The sequence below is a fragment of the Thaumasiovibrio clandestinus genome, assembly GCF_047250365.1.
In the GTDB taxonomy this organism is placed as follows: Bacteria; Pseudomonadota; Gammaproteobacteria; order Enterobacterales; family Vibrionaceae; genus Thaumasiovibrio.
Window position 1 is genome coordinate 90442 of record NZ_JBLBVL010000011.1, and the last position, 22567, is coordinate 113008.

Sequence of the window (22567 nt, forward strand, 5' to 3'; positions counted from 1 at the left end):
ACAGTTACAGGTTTTTCACTACCAAGTCAACAAAAAAGACATTTTTTACCTTTTTGCTCTCTCACCATGTGCATTCAAAACAATGCAAATAACTGCATAAATAGCCTCGGTACCATATACTCTACTTATGGGTGTTATATCGGGTTAACCCCGCTTAAGGAAGAGGCATGACAACGGCTATGGAACAACTTGTCGCACACACCATTTTACAGGGCTCTGATGCAATGTTTGGTCGCTTTCTCGATGTAACGGCTGGCGCACAGCAACGTTTCGAGCTTGCGGACTGGAATGCTGTCTATCAAGCCATGAAATCTCGGATCTCGTTTTACGAAAAACATGTCTCTTTAGTGACCCGGCAAATCCAAATAATGCTTGGGAAGAAATACGCTAATCGTCAGTTTTTAATGACGGTGAAAATAGAGTATGAACAACTTCTACAAGATTATCCTCGTTATGATATTGCTGAGAGCTTTTTTAATTCCGTTTACTGTCGAATTTTCGAGCACCGTAACATTGAACACGAGAAACTGTTTGTCACCAGTTCACAGCCCGAGCGGCTGCCAACCTACCCAACAGGGATCAGCAAAACCTACCATGTTAACGGTGATATTTCCGCGGTGTTAAATCGTATCATCGATGATGTGCCATTTACCTTACAGTGGGAAGACAGGGAGCGGGATCAAACCGCGTTAGCGTACAGTGTTCTAGAGCAAGTACCAGAATGCCAAGAAGCTGAGTGCCACATAGAGATGATTAAAGAGCCTTTTTTTCGCAATAAGGCAGCCTACCTCATCGGCAAAATCCATTTAAACGGCCACCCAGTACAACCTTTAGTAATCCCCATATTAAATCGAAATGGACAAGCCCTCTATTTAGACGCTTGTATATGCGATACCAGCGAGATGAGTATTATTTTTGGCTTCGCCCGCTCTTACTTTATGGTTTATTGCCCTGCCCCTTCTGTGCTTGTGCGTTTTTTAAAAGCGTTAATGCCAAAGAAAACGGCGGCCGAACTGTACACTGCCATTGGCTGTCAAAAGCACGGTAAAACCGAGCTCTATCGAGAGTATTTAAATCACCTCAATCATTCCAGCGATTGCTTCGTCATGGCCCCTGGGGTTAAAGGCATGGTGATGTCAGTCTTCACCCTGCCATCTTATGGATTTGTTTTTAAGATAATTAAAGATAAATTCGCACCACAGAAAGCCATTACACATGAAACGGTCAAGCAAAAATACAAACTGGTCAAAGAGCATGACCGTATCGGTCGCATGGCCGACACGTTAGAATACCGTAACTTTGTTTTTGATCGACACCGTTTCAGCCAGTCACTACTTGATGAACTTCTTCAAGTGGCCCCTTCTATTATCGATATTTCCGATGACAAGGTACTAATTAAGCACCTTTATATGGAAAGACGAATGACGCCGCTAAACCTCTATTTAGAGACCGCTAGCGAAGAAGAGAAGCGTCAGGCGGTGAATGACTATGGCTTTGCACTCAAACAACTCGCTGCTGCCAATATTTTCCCTGGAGATATGCTCTTAAAGAACTTTGGTGTGACACGTCACAAACGGATCGTGTTTTATGATTATGATGAAATAAGTTATATGACTGAAATGAACTTTCGCCGTATACCTGAAGCAAAAACCCCAGAACAAGAGATGGCGGCCGAGCCTTGGTACAGTGTTGGACCCAATGATGTATTCCCTGAGGAGTTTCGTACTTTTCTCTTCGCTGATCGTCATCTCCGTGCGCTATTTGAAGAACAGCATGCCGATGTTTTCACTCCTGAGCTATGGATAAAGCTACAGCAGAAAATCAGCCAAGGAATGATTTCTGACGTCTTTCCTTATAACGAAAGGTTTAAATTAGCGATTTAGTTATGCATTATTATTCTAATTTTCTAGGGAACTTTCTCAACTTGTATATGTGCTTAGTGGCACTGACAGTGCTAACATAAAAATTCACTTAAGTTAAAACAGGAGGAATCATGACATTAAGACTTTCTTTGGGTCTGTTGCTGTCACTTCTGTTTGGCACATACTGCTATGCTGCGCCGTCTATTAATGAAAAACAGAGTGATGATAGTGGGTTTTACTTATCCTCATCTACAACCAAAAAACACAACTTTGACATGTGGCAACTTAACAGCGGTTACTCTTATTCGGTTTCATCTAATTTACAGCTTTATCTCAGCACATCAATTACCGCAGGTAACGAGCATCTAGAGCCAGAGCGGGGTATCGCTAGTGGTATAAAGTATGGTTTTACTCCACGATTCTCTATTGAATCGGCGTTAACTACATCATTAAACTCACCAACAGAAACACCAAGTAAGCAAACGGCGCCGCTTGGCTTTGAGGTTTCTAGCCGATACCGACTAACAGAGCTGGTTGATGTACACGCAACCCTCGATATTGAGCAGATAGAAAGCCAATATGTTTTAGGTATTGGTTATCGCTTTTAGGTGCCTAGCGTGCTTAAATCTAATGCTTTTCTCGACACGGCAACCCCATTTTTATCCGCATAAACCATATAACCAGGTGCGATATCTATCTTCTTGATATGTACCTCAACACCACTTTCTCCTCGTCCACGCTTTTCTGTTTTTATCGGACATGTCGCCAACGCCTTAACACCGATTTTCATTTTATTAATAGCACCAACATCCCGAACAGCTCCAAAAACAATAACGCCTTTCCAGCCATTTTTGACCGCACTCGCTGCAATTTGATCTCCGAGCAGCGCCCACTGAATAGCTCCGCCCCCATCGACAACAAGTACACGACCGTGACCTGGGCTATTCAAAAGTTGTTTTACATAGCTGTTATCGTGAAAACAACGAACGGTGGCTACCTCACCATAAAAAACAGCGCTTTCACCATAACTCTGCCATTGTATCGGCAGCCATGTCACCTCGTTCGGATAAAGGTCACATAGATCGGGTAGTAAATCATCCATGGCGCACTCCTTATTCGTTTGTCATGTTAGTTACAACAATAGATAACCATTTTATCTCTTTCAATATTGGCACAATAAGCGCTGCAGTGCTGAAACAATCCATCCGCACTTGGATACACAAATCTAAAGACAAACGCCTTGGCTTACAAATGAGACATACATTGATACAATTTAGTCGCCACCGGTAGTCCATCCTCACTTTTCGCTTACGCTTCGCTACCAATAAAACCACAAAACATTGACACTGGTAGCATTCCACCTAACAAACAGAGCAAAATAACATCAAGTCGCGTGCAATATGTGATAGAAAAGCCGAATATGTTCTCAGTATTCGACTTATGGCGTTCATGTTACATATAATCGACAAAAAAGGCCTTACAACGTAAAAAACGCCTATACTTTTAAGCACTCGAGTTTATAAAGCTGGCTCTCAATAGGGAAAAAGGTCAATATATTGCAAAATATTAATCACCCTGCTGATATAGTTATTTATTGATGCATGTCAAAGATACGACATTTTACAACAGCTTGTTTACCTATACGCATTGTTAGCGAGCTGTTAAGTGATTACAATCAGCGCCATCTAAGGATTTTTATCGGCCAACGGTCCTCTTGGGCTAACTCGGTTTGAGAATCTCTCTACCGATTCTATGGATGGCGTACCACAGGCTTATCTTGCTGCATTGCAGCTTTTCGGTTTGCCTGTTTGTTAAAAATATATATAGAATTAAACGATTCTGTTTTGATTACCAATTTACGCTTAGATATTAGGTACTGCCAATGCAAACCCCTCAAATTCTGATTGTAGAAGACGAGCACGTAACACGTAACACCCTTAAAAGCATCTTCGAAGCTGAAGGTTATACTGTTTATGAAGCAAGCGATGGCGCAGAAATGCACCAAACGCTGTCTGAGCATCACGTAAACCTCGTTATTATGGACATTAACCTGCCAGGCAAAAATGGCTTACTGTTAGCCCGTGAATTGCGTGAGCAAGGCGATATGGCACTGATGTTCCTAACTGGTCGGGATAATGAAGTTGATAAGATCTTGGGATTAGAAATCGGCGCGGATGATTATATCACCAAACCATTTAACCCTCGTGAGCTGACCATTCGTGCGCGTAACCTGCTAAGCCGTGCAATGAACCAAGGTGTACCATCAGAAGATAAGAAGATGGTAGAACGTTATATCTTTAATGGTTGGTCACTAGAAATTAACAGCCGCTCTCTAGTTAGCCCAGATGGTGATAGCTATAAATTACCTCGTTCTGAATTCAGAGCTCTACTGCATTTCTGTGAAAACCCAGGAAAGATCCAGACTCGTGCAGAACTGCTTAAGAAAATGACTGGCCGTGACCTAAAACCGCATGACCGTACCGTTGATGTAACGATTCGTCGTATTCGTAAGCACTTTGAGTCAATTGCAGATACCCCAGAAATCATTGCAACAATTCATGGTGAAGGTTACCGCTTCTGTGGTGAAATCGAAGAGATCTAAACACCGATTTTCTCACCTTTAAAATAAAAGGCGCCGTATAGCGCCTTTTTTAGTCACACTTAAACCCATCAGCTGCCTTTTTCATTGTCAGCGAGCCATTGCTTTAGCATTTGGATATCATACGGATACCCAGAACGGATTTGTTCAATCCAGTCATTAATGTTCTCCCACCACGCCGGTTGTTCATCAGGAGACTGGGCTTTTTGTGCTATTTGCTGGATCTGCTTTAACCCAATTGAGCCTGCTGCACCCTTAATTTTATGCGCTTCACTCGCGATGCCTTTCTGATCTTTTGCGGTCATATTTGAGTCCAAAATGGCCATATACTCCGGCATCAATGACTCAAACATCGCTATGCTATCGAGTACTGGCTGCGACCCGACAATGTCCACATAAGACTCCAGCATATCCAAGTCCAAAATGTCTTCATAATCTGGTGCCACTCGCACCTCACTTTCCAGTTCTTGTGGTCGCTGTTCTGTCAAACAGTACCGATGCAGAACTTGGTTTATGGCTTTTATATTTAAGGGCTTACTGAGCGCATCATCCATCCCGTTATCGGTATACTCATGCTTGTCTTTCATTAAGTTTGCCGTTAGTGCTATCACTGGGGGGAGGTAGCCGCAAGATAAACGCCACTGTTTCACAATATCGAAGCCTGTCATATCGGGAAGCTGAATATCAAGGAGAATTAAGTCAAACTCTTCCGGCTGGTAATACTCCAACGCTTCATTTCCGTTACGTGCCACTGATACTTGGTGGCCCAAACTTTCCAGTAATGCTTTAGCGACAGTTATATTTAGCTCAATATCTTCAACCATCAGTATCTGCAATGAGCGCGACACAGCAGGTAACAGGCTCACATCCTCTTCGAGCGATGTTTCGTTAGCAACAGGAACCGTAATCGTTACGGTAAACGTACTACCGTACCCGACTTCACTTTCGGCAATAATATCACCATGCATCATTTTGACCCACTGCCGAGAGACTGCAAGGCCAATCCCCGTTCCCATAGCATGTAAATTACTGTCCGATGATTTTACCTGATAATACATGGCAAATATTTTCTCAAGTTCTGACTCCGGAATACCGATCCCGCTATCTTCAACACTAAAGGTAATCTCTGCTAATCCATCCTGAACATCAGCACTGACTGATAAGTTCACTCCCCCTTCTACGGTAAACTTAATCGCATTGCTCATTAAATTCCATAACACTTGTCGTAAACGGGTTCCATCAACCTCAACAAATTCAGGAAGCTCCGTGAGCTCGTCCAACTCAAAACGCAATTTCTTTTGCTCAGCCATCAAAGTTGCGATCGTTCCAATATCAGCCACTAAATCATGGAAGTTGGTTGGTTTGGGCAGCAGCTCCATTTTACGACGGTCATACTTATCCATATCGATAATGTCATTAAAGATATTTCCCATTGTAATAGCACTAACATGGATCGTTCGCAGATGGTCACGCTGCTCATCGGTTAAACGGGTATCCAGCAGCATGCGGCTCAATCCAACAATGCCGTTCAGTGGTGTTCGAAGTTCGTGACTAATGGTGGAAATAAAGGCTGTTTTATCTCGGCTGGCTTTCTCTAATGATTCTTGGTGATGTTTCCGCTCGGTAATATCGCGACCAAAGCCCATTAAGCCCAACCGCTTTCCATCGCGATTAAAAAAAGGCACTTTTCTAAGTTCAAAATAAGCTTGTCGACCATCTGGATATTTTAACCACTGTTCGTACGTCAGTGCGACGTTATCATTGAAGACCTGCTTGTCCGTTTCAATGACTTTTGATGCTTCTTCTTCACTGTACACATCCCAAGGTGTTAACCCAACAAGATCTTTTTCGCTTTTTCCCGTCAATTCTTGAATTGCACGGTTACAACCTGAGAACTGAAAATCTTCATTACGGTAATAAATGAGATCTGGAGACGCATCTAAAAATGATCGTAGTAATACACTCTTCTCCGCTAAAGCGAGTTGAGCTTTTTCTCGATGGAAAACTTCATACTCCAAGTCCGTTAGTGCAATTTCTCTGCTTTGCTCTGCTTTTTTACGCTCTTCGATTTCTTGGTTCAGTTGAGTAATATTTGTTTTTAGCTGCTGATGCAATTCGAGATCGCGACCACGCATATCCTCTAACTTACTGACTAACTTCGACAGGCGCTGACGAGAGTCCTCTAGCTGTTCAACAATAACAGACAAGAAATAAACCGCCCACGGCGTGATCAGTAAACCAAAAAAAACAGAACGCAAGATATCGCTATCATGTACCGTCCCATTTAAAATTAAAGTAATGGTAACTTGCATTACAACCGCTAATGCCACTAGAGCCACGGCTAATAGCATGCTGAATCGCATTAAACCAAGTTTTACCATCAAGTCGACGTAGTATTGAGCGAGAATCTTTATTTGCTTCATGATCTACTCTAATTCGAGTTCTTCGGATATCAGGTTATGGGTACAATTTCTGCCTGCGCCCTTCGCTCGATAAAGTGCTCTATCGGCTAAAGCAACAAGTTCACCATAATCAGAATTGCGCTGAGGGAACATCGTCGCAATACCCAAGCTAACTGTCAGTCGGCTGGATACCTGTGAATACTCATGCGACAAAGGCTTTGTGGCCAATGCCTCATGAATCGCCGCAGACACAACCAATGCTCCTTCATTGTCGGTATTTGGTAGTAGAAACGCAAACTCTTCACCGCCATAACGAGCGACAACATCGGTTTCACGCCGAATAACAGACTTAAATACGTTAGCCACCTTACGCAATGCTTCGTCTCCCTGCTGATGACCATAGTTATCGTTGAACGCTTTGAAGTAATCAATATCACACAAAATCAACGACAAAGGGTGCTCTTCTCTTACATGGGTATGCCATAAACGGGTCAGTTGTTCATCAAAGCTGCGTCGGTTTGCCACCTTGGTCAAGCTATCTATAAAGCTTAATTCCTGTAAATCCATAATCGCATCGGCTAACTGCTGTTCGGCCATCTTCCGCTCCGTAACATCTCGCGCCATGATCAACACCCCCTTCGAATCAGTCGATGGATCATTGTATGGGGATCGCATCACCTCATACCATAAAGGCGTATCATCTTCGAGAATCGCGTACTCTTCCGTTTTCAATGTACAGCCATTCTCCATGACATCAAGATCGATAGAACGCTGAGCCTCCCAGGCCTCTTCTCCAAGTACATCAATTACCCTTAGTCCGCGCAGATCGCGCTTTCCGTTCGCTACCCAGCGAATAAAGGCTTCATTACAACCAACGTACATACCATGCTCATTATATAGGCCTATCGGATCCTGACTTGCCGCAAACAGAGTATCCAATAAATTAGTACGTTGGGCCAAAGTCTGCTCCGTCAACTCACGCTTTTCAATCTCTTGCTTTAAGCTCTCTTGCATATCATGCCAATCCGTAACGTCATGGCTAATAGATAAACTGCCAAAGACTTCACCATCACTATCTATCAACGAGGTCTGACTTGTTTCAAGTAGGCGACTTGTTCCATCAGGCGCAGTCGTCCAGCTCGTGGTGGAGCGACTGCCGATCTCACTACGTACATCACCCAACATGATGCCCTCGTCAATACGTCCCTGCCAAAAACGATCAAAAGATTTATTTGTCCCCAGCACATGCCCGTCGTTATCGGTATAATGTACCATCTCATTTAATGAGTTAAGCACACTCTGAAATACCGTATTCTCTTGCTTCCGGCTCCCTTCCTCAGCAGCGGTCTCTGTTAAAAATACTAAGCGCGCTTTAACACCATTCATGACAATCACTCGCCCCGTTAGCATGACATGTAATGGCAAGTGTTCACCGAAATGAAGCGTCTCTTTAGCAAATTGAAAGCCTCGCTCAAAATCATGTGGCCGTAACAATTGGTGGATAGAGGATGCATCGAGAAAGGAGGGATAAAAGTAGTGCAGACCAACACGGCGAATATGCAGCTGTTCACGACACATTTTATTGGCATAGAGCAACTGGCCATCTTTATTGCGCACCACCAGCGCTGCAGTTGGTAAACCCGTTAAGTAAGGGTAGATATTTTTGAAGTCGGGCGTTTTTGTTGAAGGCTTACTGAGAAAGTAGCACACCATTGAGAGAAGAAGCGCTGCGGATGTCAATGTTAGATAGTGCTGTTGTTCTAACAACAAGCGAACAGCACCATCGCTGTATTGCAATAAATACTGTGCCAACGCCATCATTGATAACAGTATCGAAAGTGAACTTACCAAATGAACTATGCGTCGTATCATATCTCTTCCCTGAGCTAATCACTCCCACTTATGAGCGTGCATTTATGCGTGCATGTTAGTCTTGTTTTCTTATTGAAGGTTGAGTATATACAAAAGCTTGTCCAACAGCACTGCCTTGTGCTCCTTGTTGATCTAATCTGCGACCTATTTCGGTCATTGCTACCCAACGATTCTCGCACCACAGAGGTGCCAATAAGGTCGGCCGGCGAGCAGAGGCGGAAACTCGATGGTAAATGACATCCGCTGGCGTATGGCGAATCATTTCTGCTGCAATATCACAATAAGCATCTAGCGATATCTCGCTTAAGCGTCCTGCACGCCAAGCCTTCGCCATCGTACTTCCCTCTACGATATGCAGTGAGTGTAACTTAATGCCATCCACGCCGACATCAACGACTCTCTCCAACGTCTGCATATTCTCTTCACGGCCTTCCCCTGGTAATCCGACAATCAGGTGGCAGCAAACCTTCAATCCTAATGCTCTCGCTTTTTTTGTTATATGAGCATATGCCGCAAAGTCATGACCACGGTTAATCCGCTTTAGTGTCGCATCGTGGGCAGTCTGTAATCCCAGCTCAAGCCAGATCTCGTAACCTTGTTTTTTATATTCTGCCAATAGTTCTAAGGCTGCGTCTGGCACGCAGTCAGGTCGGGTGCCGACACATAAACCAACAATATCTGCGCCAGCCAATGCCTCTTCATACATCGTTCGCAATGTTTCTACTTCTGCGTAGGTATTAGTATAAGCTTGAAAATATGCCAAATAGCGCTTGGCACGCTTCTCTACCTCTCCCGCCCGCGCTGCCAACTGCTGATTGATAGGGATAAGCTTTGCCGTTTCATCAGCAAAAGAGGCCACATTGCAAAAGGTGCATCCACCTCGCCCTATCGTGCCATCTCGGTTAGGGCAGGAAAAGCCACCATGCAAGGTCAATTTATGGACCTTTTCACCATAGCGGCGCTGTAAATCCTGTCCAAATGTATTGACCAATTGATGCAATTCCACTGCCGTCACCTCTTTTGCCTTTAAAAAATAGCCGCGCACTCTATCATGCCAACACAGCAAATAATATGTTTTCGCATAAAAAAACAGCACGTGTTTCATTAGATACATGCGCGAAAAACGAACTTTCCCGCCTCTTTGATTTATGCCGATAACTCGACAAAGAAAAATAGTCTGTAGCACGACGCCTTGGTTAGTAACCACACCAAACGACCCAACAACAACGGATTTAACAATAACAAAACAGAAAAGCGTGACTAAAATACCTATCTCTGCAATTAGTTAATAAATTTTCATGACATACCGCAAACTTTTAATAGCAATTAAACTATCAAAAATGTAGGATAGTTGCACAAATGTGTTTTTTTTGAACAGAGAAATGCACTAAAACAACGCTTTTTTTGGCTTTTTATACATCAAAATAAACTTATCTTAGCATGTTTCACTCTCTTTTGAGGCATGCGAAAAGGATTCGTTTGCGCAAAACTCAGTGTCAAGCGTAAACGTATGTTTGCTAACCTTACAGCGCTCGACGCATAGCAAACACTAGGATTGAAACAACACAGGCCATGGATCAGCGCCTGTTAAAAATGGAAGGACGTATCTATGACAGATCTAGAGCATAAGGATCAGGGACTTTATGTGCCTGAAATGGAGCACGATGCCTGTGGTATCGGCTTTGTTGCCCACCTTAAAAACCGAAAATCTCACCAGATCGTAACGCAAGCATTGAATATGTTAGCCCGCATGGAACACCGTGGCGGACAAGGGTGCGATCCATGTAGTGGTGACGGTGCAGGTATTCTTCTTCAAAAACCGCATGAATTCCTATTAGAAGTGACGCGCGAACTAAAAATCAAGCTCCCTGCTTTCGAGCAGTATGGTGTCGGGGTTATGCTGTTTCCCAAAGACGAGCATAAACGAGCACAGTGTAAAGATATTCTTGCTCGTAACGCTAAACGCTTAGATTTAGATATCCTTGGTTATCGAGTATTACCGACAGATAACTCGATGATTGGTGCCGATCCACTGAGTACTGAGCCACAGTTTGAACATGTCTTTGTTACCGGTGGCGCGACAATGCCACCAGAAGAGTTAGAGCGCAAACTTTACGTCCTACGTAATTATACCGTACGTGTCTGTTTGGAAAGTGTGTCTAATATTGGTGATGACTTTTACATCAACTCTTTCTCCTATAAAACGTTGGTATATAAAGGACAGCTAACCACAGCACAAGTCCCGCAGTATTTCCTTGATCTGCAAAACCCGTCGATGGTCACTGCATTAGCCTTGGTTCACTCACGCTTCTCTACCAATACGTTCCCGAAATGGCGTTTGGCTCAGCCTTTCCGTTATATTGCTCACAATGGTGAAATCAACACCGTGCGCGGTAACTTGAACTGGATGAAAGCACGTGAAGCTCTCTTGGAGTCGGATCTGTTTTCATCGCCAGAACTCGATATGTTGCTGCCTATCTGCCAAGAGGGTAGCTCAGATTCATCCAACTTCGATATGGCGCTAGAGTTATTGGTGTTATCTGGACGTAGTTTGCCACATGCGTTAATGATGATGATCCCTGAAGCATGGCAAGAAAATGCCAATATGGATCCAAAGCGCCGTGCATTCTACCAGTTCCATGCCAATATCATGGAACCATGGGATGGTCCTGCCTCTGTCTGCTTTACAGACGGCGTTCAAGTTGGTGCTACCCTAGATAGAAATGGCTTACGTCCATCTCGATATACCGTCACCAAAGATGACTTCCTTGTTATGGCATCTGAAACCGGGGTTATCGACATTGAACCAGAGAATGTGCAATTCCGTGGCCGTCTTCAACCTGGCCGTATCTTTGTTGCTGATCTAGAGCAAGGGCGCATTATTTCCGATGAAGAGATAAAAGACTCCATCTCCAGTGCACAACCTTATCAAGAGTGGGTAGATAAACACCTCCTCAATATGGCAGCATTACCTGAATCCGATAACATGCACCACCAGCCAAGCGCTGAGCGTCTGTTGAATCATCAACAAGCCTTTGGCGTTAGTAGTGAAGAGATCAATGAGATTCTTATCCCTATGGCACGCGACGGCAAAGAGCCACTCGGTGCAATGGGGGCAGACTGGCCTCTCGCCGTTCTATCTCATCAGTCTCAGCATCTTTCTAACTACTTTAAGCAGCTATTTGCTCAGGTGACCAACCCACCTATCGACCCGATCCGTGAGCGTATGGTGATGTCGCTGAAGACCTACTTAGGTAAAAGTGGCAACCTATTATCTGAAGGCCCAGAGCACTGCTTAAAAGTCGAGATTGAATCACCGGTTCTCAGTAATGCTGAACTCGAAAAACTTCGCGCTATCGATAACCAGCATCTACAAGCGAAAACCCTCGATATCGTCTTCAATGCCAGTGGCGATGAAGGCAAACTGGAACGTGCTCTTAAACGTATCTGCCAATACTCTGAAGATGCGGTCAATGATGGCTACTCGATTATCATTCTGACCGACCGTGCTGTGAACTCAAACCATGCCGCGATTCCGGCAATGCTGGCTGTTGGTGCAGTGCATCACCACCTTATTCGCAAAGGGCTGCGTGCTAAGTGTGACATTGTGGTTGAAACGGGCGATGCGCGAGAAACGCATCACTTTGCGACCTTGCTGGGCTATGGCGCCAATGCGGTCAACCCCTACTTGGTGACAGAAACTCTTATCGACCTACAGAAGAAAAATAAGCTCGACCCTGAATTACCTTCAGACACCTTATTTGATAACTTCCGCTCTGGGGTTAATGGCGGGTTGCTGAAGATCTTCTCAAAAATGGGGATTTCTACCCTGCAGTCATACCATGGCGCACAAATTTTCGAAGCGCTGGGGATCAGCAAGTCCGTTGTCGATAAGTACTTTACCGGCACGGTTTCGCGTATTCAGGGCTTAACCATCGATGATATCGCCAAAGAGGTGGTTATTCGTCATCGACTCGGTTACCCAACCCGTGAAGTACCAGTTCAGGTACTTGATGTGGGCGGCGTATATCAATGGAAACAACGTGGTGAAAAGCACCTGTTCAACCCAGAGACGATTCACTTACTGCAAAAATCAACACGAAACCGCGATTTTGCACAGTTCAAGCAGTACTGCCAAGCCGTCGACTCGCAAGGCGATAATGCCGCGACGTTACGTAGCCAACTCGACTTTATCAAGAGTCCGTCGGGCAGTGTTGCATTGAATGAAGTTGAACCGATTGAAAGCATTCTTAAACGCTTTGCAACAGGGGCAATGAGCTTTGGCTCTATCTCCTACGAAGCGCACTCGACACTAGCGGTTGCGATGAACCGCATCGGGGCAAAATCAAACTCGGGAGAAGGGGGTGAAGACCCAGCTCGTTTCGAGAAAAATGACAATGGTGACTGGGAGCGCTCTGCTATCAAGCAGGTGGCATCGGGTCGATTTGGCGTTACGTCCTATTACCTCACCAACTCTGATGAAATTCAGATCAAAATGGCGCAAGGGGCGAAACCTGGTGAGGGTGGCCAATTACCTGGTGACAAAGTGGATGACTGGATTGGTGCAACACGTCACTCTACGCCTGGAGTCGGGTTGATTTCACCGCCACCACACCACGACATTTACTCTATCGAGGATTTGGCACAGCTTATTTATGATCTTAAGAACGCTAACCGTAAAGCACGCGTTAACGTCAAGTTGGTGTCTGAAGCGGGTGTCGGTACGATTGCTTCCGGGGTGGCAAAGGCCAAAGCCGATGTTGTACTCATTGCTGGGTATGATGGTGGAACGGGCGCATCACCTATTTCATCGATTCGACACACTGGCTTACCTTGGGAGCTAGGACTAGCCGAGACTCATCAGACACTACTAAAGAACGGCTTACGTAACCGTATCGTGGTTCAGTCCGATGGGCAGATGAAAACCCCACGTGATTTAGCTGTTGCCACTCTACTTGGCGCGGAAGAGTGGGGAGTCGCTACCGCCGCCTTGGTTGTTGAAGGCTGTATCATGATGCGTAAGTGCCACCTCAATACGTGTCCGGTAGGTATTGCAACGCAAAATAAAACACTACGCGAGCGCTTTGATGGTCGCGTGGAAGATGTGGTTACCTTCTTCAAATATATGGCTGAAGGCCTACGTGAAATCATGGCTGAGTTGGGCTTTAGAACCATTGATGAAATGGTTGGCCAGTCGAAGAAACTGCGTCTTCGTAACGATATTCAGCATTGGAAATACAAAAATCTCGATCTATCACCAATTTTGCACCTTGAGCCCGCTCGAAAAGAAGACAATGTATTCTGCGAGCGTCAGCAAGATCATGGTTTAGAGAACGTGCTTGATCGTCAGCTTATCAAAGCGGCAGCACCTGCTCTAACGGCTGGTGAAGCGGTTAATGCTGAGTTCCCAGTCACAAACATCGATCGTAGCGTGGGGACAATGCTCTCCAATGAAATTTCGAAGGTCTACAAAGACCAAGGTCTCCCACAACCAATGAAGGTAAAGTTCAAAGGCAGTGCAGGCCAGAGCTTTGGGGCCTTTGTTGCCAAAGGGGTCACCTTCGAAGTTGAAGGTGATGCGAACGACTATTGGGGTAAAGGTTTGTCAGGTGGTACGTTAATCCTCTACCCAGATACAAGGTCTGACATCGTGCCCGAAGATAACATTGCGGTGGGTAACGTCTGTTTCTACGGCGCGACCTCTGGTGAGTCTTATATTCGAGGTATCGCTGGCGAACGTTTCTGTGTCCGTAACTCTGGGGCAAAAGTTGTTGTTGAGGGGGTTGGTGATCACGGCTGTGAATACATGACTGGCGGTGTCGCAATTATTCTTGGCCAAACAGGACGTAACTTTGCAGCTGGTATGAGTGGTGGTGTCGCTTACGTCTGGGATCAGTACGGTGACTTTGAAACCAAACTTAACCCTGAGCTGGTCGATCTCGATCCTCTTGATGAAGAAGATATTGCATTACTGCACAAGATGCTGACAACTCACCAGGAAGTCACGAGCAGTAAAGTGGCAGAAACATTCCTTGGCAACTTCGACGAAAACCTCACTCGGATGGTGAAGGTCATGCCACGGGATTACAAAGCAGTGTTACTGCAACGCAAAGCAGAAGCTGACAACAAGGAAGTGGAGGTAATCAATGGGTAAGCCAACCGGATTTCTCGACCATGGCCGCGAATTACCGGCCAAAATCGCGCCTGAAGTACGAATTCAGGACAACAAAGAGTTCGTTTTAAACCAAGAGTTTGGTGACAAAATTAAGACACAAGCGTCGCGCTGCATGGATTGTGGCGTACCGTTTTGCCATAACGGCTGTCCAATCGGTAACATCATTCCCGAGTTCAATGATGCGGTGTACCGTAACAGCTGGGAAGAGGCTTGGCAGATTTTAAGCTCAACCAATAACTTCCCTGAGTTTACGGGTCGAGTTTGCCCTGCCCCGTGCGAAAGTGCCTGTGTGTTAGGGATCAATCAAGATCCTATTACCATTTGCAATATTGAAAAGACCATCGTTGAAACCGCGTATCGTGAAGGTTATGCCAAACCTAAAACGCCGCGTAAGCGCACTGGTAAAACGGTCGCCATTATTGGCAGTGGCCCTGCCGGTCTCGCCGCTGCCGAGCAACTCAATAGTGCTGGTCACTGCGTCACGGTGTATGAACGCGATGAGAAAGTTGGCGGGTTATTACGCTTTGGCATTCCTGACTTTAAACTCGGAATGAACATTATTGACCGCAAGGTTAACTTAATGGCTGAAGCCGGTATTCTGTTTGAAGTGAATGCCCATATTGGTGTCGACATTAATGCACTGGAATTAAAAGAGCATTACGACGCGATTCTGCTAACAGGTGGGTCAACGGTTCCACGTAATCTTCCTATCCCTGGGCGCGATCTTAACGGTGTGCACTTTGCGATGGAGTTCCTCGCACAAAATAACCGCCGCGCCAATGACATGGATTTGAAAGGCACAGAGATCCACGCCAAAGATAAACACGTTGTTGTCATTGGTGGTGGAGACACTGGCTCTGACTGTGTTGGTACATCGAACCGCCACGGCGCATCAAGTATCACACAAGTTGAAATCATGCCCAAGCCACCAGAGCAACGTCCTGAGGGTCAACCGTGGCCAAGCTATCCGATGATCTTGCGCACCTCAACATCGCATGAAGAAGGCTGTGAACGCCATTGGAATATTCTAACCAAAGAGTTCATTGGTGATGAGAATGGCAATGTGACAGCCCTACGCATCGCTGATATTGAGTGGCAAGAGGCTGCACCAGGACAACGCCCTGATTTCAAAGAAATTGAAGGTAGTGAGCGGGTTATTCCTTGCGACTTAGCCTTTTTAGCCATGGGCTTCCTTCACCCAGAACCAAGCGGTGTACTTGCGCAGTTAGACATTCACCTTGATGAGCGTGGAAATGTTGAAACCAAGCAATTCATGACCAACCAACAAGGTATTTTTGCCGCTGGAGATATGCGTACAGGCCAATCTCTCGTGGTACGCTGTATCAATGAAGGCCGTGAAAGTGCACGTGCCGTTGATGCCTTCTTGATGGGTAGTTCCAACCTCGAAGCCAAAGACACCTCGTTAGTCATTTCATCATAACGATAAAATTCATGCACTTAAAAAGGCAGCCTTGCGCTGCCTTTTTTTATTCTCTTTCTCCTTCCTCTCAGACTCATCAAAATCGGTCTAAACTCTGCTTAAACATAAATGGAATACATGCTGCATTTAATAATGTTGTGCCACCGTTTCAACGTTATTCATTATTTCATTAGCAACCATATTGATGGATGATCAATGTATCGTTGTCACTGATCTCCTCGACCACTCGAAAATCATCAATAGCGAATAGGCTGTCATAGCCAACGCAGGGAGAGAAGCGATGACGCTATATGACCAAGGATTAGAAAAAGATAACTGTGGGTTTGGCTTAATCGCCCATCTAGAAGGGGAGTCAAGTCACCGCTTAGTTCGTACTGCCATCACAGCATTAGATCGCATGACCCATCGAGGAGGAATTAATGCCGATGGAAAGACAGGCGATGGCTGCGGGTTACTGTTAAGAAAACCTGAAACCTATTTTCGCTTACTCGCTAAGGAGCAGCAGTGGCAATTGGCTGATGTCTTCGCCGTTGGTATGCTATTTCTCAATACCGACCCCATAAAAGCACAAATGGCACGGGATATTATCAGCCAAGAGCTGGAACAAGAAACCACGGCTATCGTAGCATGGCGCAATGTACCACTCGACCCCAGCGTACTTGGCCCTATCGCAAAGGCATCACTTCCGCAAATTGAACAAGTCATCATCAATGCGCCAGCAGGCTGGAAACCTCGTGACCTCGAACGAAGACTCTATATCGCACGCCGGCGCATCGAAAAACGCCTCAGTAGCGACCCTGACTTTTATGTTTGCAGCCTCTCGGCTCAAATCGTCATCTATAAAGGGCTATGTATGCCCGCCGATTTACCACGCTTTTATCTCGATCTCGCTGATCTACGCCTTGAGTCATCGATCTGCTTGTTCCATCAACGCTTTTCCACCAACACTCAACCACGCTGGCCGCTTGCACAACCGTTCCGTTATTTGGCTCATAATGGCGAGATAAACACAATAGACGGCAATAGACAGTGGGCAAGAGCGCGCGCTTACAAGTTTGCCTCTCCACTATTACCCGATTTACAAACCGCTGCCCCCTTTGTCAATGACAACGGGTCTGACTCGTCCAGCTTAGATAACATGCTTGAGCTCTTCTTAGCCGGTGGGATGGATCTCTTTCGCGCGATGAGAATGCTTGTTCCACCAGCTTGGCAAAACCATCCCGATATGGACACCGACCTACGCGCATTCTACGATTTTAACTCTATGCACATGGAGCCTTGGGATGGGCCTGCGGGTATTGTCATGTCGGACGGGCGCTATGCCGCCTGTAACTTAGATCGCAACGGTCTTCGCCCGGCCCGTTATGTCATTACCAAAGACAAGCTTATTACCCTAGCCTCAGAAATAGGGATCTGGGATTACTCCCCTGATGAGGTACAAGAGAAAGGCAGGGTTGGTCCTGGCGAGTTGCTGGTCATAGACACACGCACTGGCAAACTGTGGCGCTCTGCTGACATCGACAAAGAGCTACAAAAACGCCACCCATACAAACAGTGGATGGCGACGAATGTCCATTACCTTACTCCATTTGATGAGCTCGATGATTCCGCTGTCGGTCAACGTACATTTGATGACTTGCAATTAGCGACCTACCAAAAACTCTTTTCAGTTACCAAAGAAGAGTTAGATCAAGTATTACGTGTAATGGGAGAAATGGGGCAAGAGGCGACAGGATCGATGGGCGATGATACGCCAATTGCAGTATTGTCGAGTCAGCACCGTCCTATTTCTGATTACTTTCGACAGAAGTTTGCACAGGTCACCAACCCCCCAATAGATCCCCTACGTGAAAGTCATGTGATGTCATTGGCAACCTGTATTGGTAAAGAGATGAATGTGTTCTGTGAAACCGGTGGGCATGCACACCGCATCGCTTTTGGCTCGCCAGTTCTTCTCTACTCCGACATCAATCAGTTACTCTCAATGGAAGGGCAACACTATAAACATCAAGTCTTAGATCTTAACTTTAACCCGGATGACAATGACCTGAAAGCCGCTCTGCTTGAGCTTTGTGAACAAGCAGAATGCGCTGTACGCCAAAACTTCGTCATGCTGGTTTTATCCGACCGCAATATATCGCCTCAAACCTTACCGATACCTGCCGCTATGGCCGTTGGGGCTGTGCACCAGCGATTAGTCGAGCGTCAACTGCGTTGTGATGCCAACATCATTATAGAAACAGCGACCGCGAGAGACCCACATCACTTTGCCGTACTGCTCGGTTTTGGTGCCACCGCGATTTATCCTTACTTAGCCTATGAGTCTCTGGCGAATATGGTGGATAGTCAGGTCATTTCACTTAACTATCGCCAAGTGATGCAAAATTACCGCAGCAGCATCAACAAAGGCCTGTTAAAAATCATATCAAAGATGGGAATATCAACCATCGCCTCCTATCGCTGCTCACAACTGTTTGAAGCGGTGGGACTGCACGAAACCGTCGTCGACTTGTGCTTTAAAGGCGTCGCCAGCCGCATATCCGGCGCTCACTTTAATGATTTCCAACAAGATTTATTCAACCTATCTCGTCGTGCATGGCTCAAGCGATACCCGATTGATAACGGTGGGCTACTAAAGTTTGTTTACGGTGGAGAGTACCACGCCTATAACCCTGATGTTATTGAGACCTTACAGCGGGCAGCAAAATCGGGGCACCGCGATGACTATCAGCACTTTTCTGACTCGGTAAACCAACGCCCAGTAACAACGTTGCGTGATTTGCTCGTTCTCAAATCACCCTATCCTGCCATCGAGTGTCAACAGGTTGAACCGCTAGAAAACCTCTACCAACGTTTTGATTCTGCCGCGATGTCAATTGGCGCCTTAAGCCCAGAAGCACATGAGTCTCTCGCCATCGCGATGAATCGTCTCGGTGGGCATTCTAACTCCGGGGAAGGCGGAGAAGACCCTAAGCGCTTCAATTCAGAGCGTAACTCTCGAATCAAACAAGTGGCGTCAGGACGTTTTGGTGTCACACCTCACTATCTCGTCAATGCTGACATCATACAAATTAAAGTTGCCCAAGGGGCAAAGCCAGGAGAAGGGGGGCAGTTACCCGGCCATAAGGTCACCGCAGAGATTGCGAAACTTCGCTATAGCGTTCCAGGAGTTACGCTTATCTCACCACCACCTCATCACGATATCTACTCCATCGAGGATCTTGCACAACTTATTTTCGACTTAAAGCAGGTGAACCCAAAAGCACTGGTATCTGTAAAGCTTGTTTCGGAACCTGGCGTGGGTACTATTGCGACAGGCGTCGCCAAAGCCTATGCTGATCTCATTACCATCTCTGGCTACGATGGCGGCACAGGGGCTAGCCCTTTAACGTCAGTAAAACACGCAGGAAGCCCGTGGGAGATTGGGTTGGCTGAAACACAACAAGCCCTTGTAGCCAACGGGCTGCGCCACAAAATTCGCCTTCAGGTCGACGGAGGGCTAAAGACTGGTCTGGATGTTATTAAAGCGGCCATTTTGGGCGCAGAGAGCTTCGGTTTTGGCACCGCACCAATGGTCGCCTTAGGCTGTAAATACCTGCGTATCTGCCACTTAAACAATTGTGCGACTGGCGTTGCCACACAAGATGAAACGCTGCGCAACAACTATTATAAAGGTTTGCCCGAACAGGTAATGACTTACTTTCAAGGGTTGGCAGAGGAAGTTCGTCAGCTGCTTGCCCAACTTGGCTTTAGCCAACTCACTGATGTGATCGGCCATACTGAACTATTAACGCCTCTATGCCGCTTAAGCGCAAAGCAGGAAAAAATCGACCTGAGTGCGTTGCTTGCAGCTCCACCAAACCCTGCCGGTCACACGGTGCACTGCACTGCTGCCAACGCACCTCACGATTCCGGTAAACTCAATAGTAAACTCCTCAAACTCGCTCATGCCGCAATAACAGCACGTACATCACTGAGTCTACACGAGGCCATCACAAATACTGATCGCTCTGTTGGCGCACGCTTATCCGGTGAGATCTCACGCTTATATGGCAATCAAGGCGTAGCAGCTAGCCCAATCTCCATTTACCTTAATGGTTCAGCTGGTCAATCTTTTGGTGTATGGAACGCTGGTGGTCTACACCTACACCTTACCGGCGATGCTAATGACTATGTTGGCAAGGGCATGGCGGGAGGGTTATTAACGCTACACCCACACCCGGGAAGCACCTTTGCCTCACACCAAGCAACGATTATTGGCAATACCTGCCTTTATGGGGCGACGGGAGGAAAACTGTTTGCAGCAGGAAAAGCCGGAGAGAGGTTTGCGGTGCGAAACTCTGGGGCTATTGCCGTTATAGAAGGGGCTGGTGACAACGCCTGTGAATACATGACTGGCGGAATCATCGTTATACTCGGTCATACCGGCGTTAACTTTGGCGCAGGGATGACGGGAGGGTTTGCCTATATCCTCGATGAACAGAACGACTTTATTGGTCGTGTTAACAATGACCTCGTTGAGGCGATCCCACTGAAGAGCTTACCGATACATCAAGAGCATTTACGTGGTCTTATCGATCAACACCTCAACTTTACCCAATCAAACAGAGCCGCTGAAATACTGTCCGATTTTGACCAGTGGCTTCCCCGTTTTTATCTCGCTAAACCCAAAAGCGCAGATATTAGCACGCTACTCGGTCATCAAAGTCGCTCAGCAGCAGAGCTACGAGTTCAAGCACAGTAGAAAGGAGTCCCAATGAGCCAGAATATTTATCAGTTCATTGATGTCGCGAGAATCGAGCCATCGAAGAAAAAACTTAAATCACGTAAATCTGAATTCATTGAAATTTATGATCCTTTTACTGACCAACAAGCACAAGCACAGTCAGATCGGTGCCTAGGCTGCGGTAATCCTTATTGTGAATGGAAGTGTCCAGTCCATAACCACATCCCACAGTGGCTGAAACTGGCTAATGAAGGGCGCATTATTGAAGCTGCTGAGCTATCCCATCAAACCAATACGCTTCCCGAAGTTTGTGGCCGTGTATGTCCGCAAGACCGCCTTTGCGAAGGGGCTTGTACGTTAAATGATGATTTTGGTGCAGTCACAATAGGAAATGTCGAAAAGTATATTAATGATAAAGCGTTTGAAATGGGCTGGCGGCCAGATGTCTCTCACGTTGAGTGGACAGACAAAAAAGTCGCCATTATTGGAGCAGGACCTGCTGGGCTAGGGTGTGCTGACATACTGGTAAGAAATGGCGTTAAGCCTGTTGTCTTTGATCGTTATCCAGAAATAGGCGGGTTACTCACCTTTGGCATTCCCTCATTCAAATTAGAGAAGAGCGTCATGATACGCCGTCGTGAAATTTTTACTGCGATGGGTATAGAGTTCCAATTAAATACCGACATCGGTAAAGATATTTCAATGCAGCATCTTATCGAACAGTATGATGCCATCTTCCTTGCCGTTGGTACTTATAAAAATATGCGAGCACAACTAAGTAATGAAAATGCTCGCGGCGTGTTTGATGCTCTCCCCTTTTTGCTATCCAATACCGAAAGGGTTATGCGCCTTCCACAAAGCAGCGAACAGCTAGATATGAAAGGAAAGCGTGTCGTTGTGCTTGGAGGAGGCGATACGGCAATGGATTGCGTTAGAACCGCGATCCGTCAAGGAGCACAGAAAGTTACCTGCGTGTATAGGCGAGACGAAAACAACATGCCAGGTTCGAAACGAGAAGTAAAAAATGCCAAAGAAGAAGGTGTTGAATTTCTATTTAATCGCCAACCGACGAGCATTAACGTTGATCAAAATAACGTGGCGCGTGGCGTGTGTGTAACTAAGACAAAGTTAGGAAGCCCAGATGAAGCAGGACGACGCCGTCCTGAAATAATAAAAGATAGTGAGCATACCATTGAAGCCGACGCGATCATTATGGCCTTCGGCTTTTTGCCGCATAGCAAGCCTTGGTTAGATGACTTCAACGTCAATACCGATGATAACGGAAGAATTATTGCACCAGAAAATGGGGCTTATCAATTTCAAACCAGTAACCCTAAGATTTTTGCTGGCGGTGACGCAGTTCGCGGCTCCGATCTGGTCGTTACAGCAATATGGGAAGGACGTCAGGCTGCACAAGGCATCTTAGATTATCTTGAATTATAACCGCTTAGAAACGCAAAAAGGCCATCCTTACGGATGGCCTTTCTACG

11 protein-coding genes are annotated in these 22567 nt (G+C 46.0%); 7 read left to right on the forward strand and 4 right to left on the reverse strand.

Annotation, left to right across the window (positions count from 1 at the left end):
• Window positions 1-167 precede the first annotated feature (167 nt).
• The gene (aceK, locus tag ACKLNH_RS14620; protein WP_413112998.1) at window positions 168-1883 is read left to right on the forward strand and encodes a bifunctional isocitrate dehydrogenase kinase/phosphatase; all 1716 of its coding nucleotides are present in this window, start codon (window positions 168-170) and stop codon (window positions 1881-1883) included.
• A 110-nt stretch (window positions 1884-1993) separates the two neighbouring features.
• Complete coding sequence (locus tag ACKLNH_RS14625) at window positions 1994-2470, forward strand: hypothetical protein (protein ID WP_413112999.1); 477 nt, start codon at window positions 1994-1996, stop codon at window positions 2468-2470.
• On the opposite strand, the gene ACKLNH_RS14630 is transcribed toward ACKLNH_RS14625, so the two are convergent.
• Complete coding sequence (locus ACKLNH_RS14630; RefSeq protein WP_413113000.1) at window positions 2467-2964, reverse strand: putative 4-hydroxy-4-methyl-2-oxoglutarate aldolase; 498 nt, start codon at window positions 2962-2964, stop codon at window positions 2467-2469. The two genes, ACKLNH_RS14625 and ACKLNH_RS14630, sit on opposite strands and share 4 nt — an antisense overlap.
• 780 nt (window positions 2965-3744) lie before the next feature.
• On the opposite strand from ACKLNH_RS14630, the gene arcA reads away from it, so the two are divergent.
• Window positions 3745-4464 (forward strand): two-component system response regulator ArcA, encoded by a 720-nt coding sequence (gene arcA / locus ACKLNH_RS14635; protein ID WP_413113001.1) that lies wholly within the window; start codon window positions 3745-3747, stop codon window positions 4462-4464.
• 68 nt (window positions 4465-4532) lie between these two features.
• Here the strand turns inward: arcA and arcB are convergent, their stop codons facing one another.
• The 3 genes from arcB to mnmL are packed head-to-tail and all read right to left on the reverse strand — an operon-like array spanning window position 4533 to window position 9741.
• The gene (gene arcB / locus ACKLNH_RS14640; protein WP_413113002.1) at window positions 4533-6884 is read right to left on the reverse strand and encodes an aerobic respiration two-component sensor histidine kinase ArcB; all 2352 of its coding nucleotides are present in this window, start codon (window positions 6882-6884) and stop codon (window positions 4533-4535) included.
• Between the two features lie 3 nt (window positions 6885-6887).
• Window positions 6888-8735, reverse strand: a complete 1848-nt coding sequence (locus tag ACKLNH_RS14645; protein WP_413113003.1) for a sensor domain-containing diguanylate cyclase — start codon at window positions 8733-8735, stop codon at window positions 6888-6890.
• Window positions 8736-8790: 55 nt separating this feature from the next.
• Complete coding sequence (gene mnmL, locus ACKLNH_RS14650) at window positions 8791-9741, reverse strand: tRNA modification radical SAM protein MnmL/YtqA (RefSeq protein ID WP_413113004.1); 951 nt, start codon at window positions 9739-9741, stop codon at window positions 8791-8793.
• Window positions 9742-10344: 603 nt separating this feature from the next.
• Between mnmL and gltB (ACKLNH_RS14655) the strand changes: the two genes are divergently transcribed.
• The 4 genes from gltB (ACKLNH_RS14655) (at window position 10345) to ACKLNH_RS14670 (ending at window position 22520) form a co-directional block, all read left to right on the forward strand.
• Window positions 10345-14889 (forward strand): glutamate synthase large subunit, encoded by a 4545-nt coding sequence (gene gltB / locus ACKLNH_RS14655; RefSeq protein WP_413113005.1) that lies wholly within the window; start codon window positions 10345-10347, stop codon window positions 14887-14889.
• Window positions 14882-16351, forward strand: a complete 1470-nt coding sequence (locus ACKLNH_RS14660) for a glutamate synthase subunit beta (RefSeq protein WP_413113006.1) — start codon at window positions 14882-14884, stop codon at window positions 16349-16351. The genes gltB (ACKLNH_RS14655) and ACKLNH_RS14660 overlap by 8 nt, the downstream gene beginning before the upstream one ends.
• A gap of 280 nt (window positions 16352-16631) precedes the next feature.
• Window positions 16632-21095, forward strand: coding sequence for a glutamate synthase large subunit (gltB, locus tag ACKLNH_RS14665; protein ID WP_413113007.1), 4464 nt, complete (start codon window positions 16632-16634; stop codon window positions 21093-21095).
• Between the two features lie 12 nt (window positions 21096-21107).
• Window positions 21108-22520, forward strand: a complete 1413-nt coding sequence (locus tag ACKLNH_RS14670; protein WP_413113008.1) for an FAD-dependent oxidoreductase — start codon at window positions 21108-21110, stop codon at window positions 22518-22520.
• The last annotated feature ends 47 nt before the right edge of the window (window positions 22521-22567 follow it).

Excerpts from the sequence above, each read along its gene's own strand:
- aceK (WP_413112998.1), top strand. The coding sequence starts at position 168 with ATGACAACGGCTATGGAACAACTTGTCGCACACACCATTTTACAGGGC.
- ACKLNH_RS14625 (WP_413112999.1), top strand. The coding sequence starts at position 1,994 with ATGACATTAAGACTTTCTTTGGGTCTGTTGCTGTCACTTCTGTTTGGC.
- ACKLNH_RS14630 (WP_413113000.1), bottom strand. The coding sequence starts at position 2,964 with ATGGATGATTTACTACCCGATCTATGTGACCTTTATCCGAACGAGGTG.
- arcA (WP_413113001.1), top strand. The coding sequence starts at position 3,745 with ATGCAAACCCCTCAAATTCTGATTGTAGAAGACGAGCACGTAACACGT.
- arcB (WP_413113002.1), bottom strand. The coding sequence starts at position 6,884 with ATGAAGCAAATAAAGATTCTCGCTCAATACTACGTCGACTTGATGGTA.
- ACKLNH_RS14645 (WP_413113003.1), bottom strand. The coding sequence starts at position 8,735 with ATGATACGACGCATAGTTCATTTGGTAAGTTCACTTTCGATACTGTTA.
- gltB (WP_413113005.1), top strand. The coding sequence starts at position 10,345 with ATGACAGATCTAGAGCATAAGGATCAGGGACTTTATGTGCCTGAAATG.
- ACKLNH_RS14660 (WP_413113006.1), top strand. The coding sequence starts at position 14,882 with ATGGGTAAGCCAACCGGATTTCTCGACCATGGCCGCGAATTACCGGCC.
- gltB (WP_413113007.1), top strand. The coding sequence starts at position 16,632 with ATGACGCTATATGACCAAGGATTAGAAAAAGATAACTGTGGGTTTGGC.
- ACKLNH_RS14670 (WP_413113008.1), top strand. The coding sequence starts at position 21,108 with ATGAGCCAGAATATTTATCAGTTCATTGATGTCGCGAGAATCGAGCCA.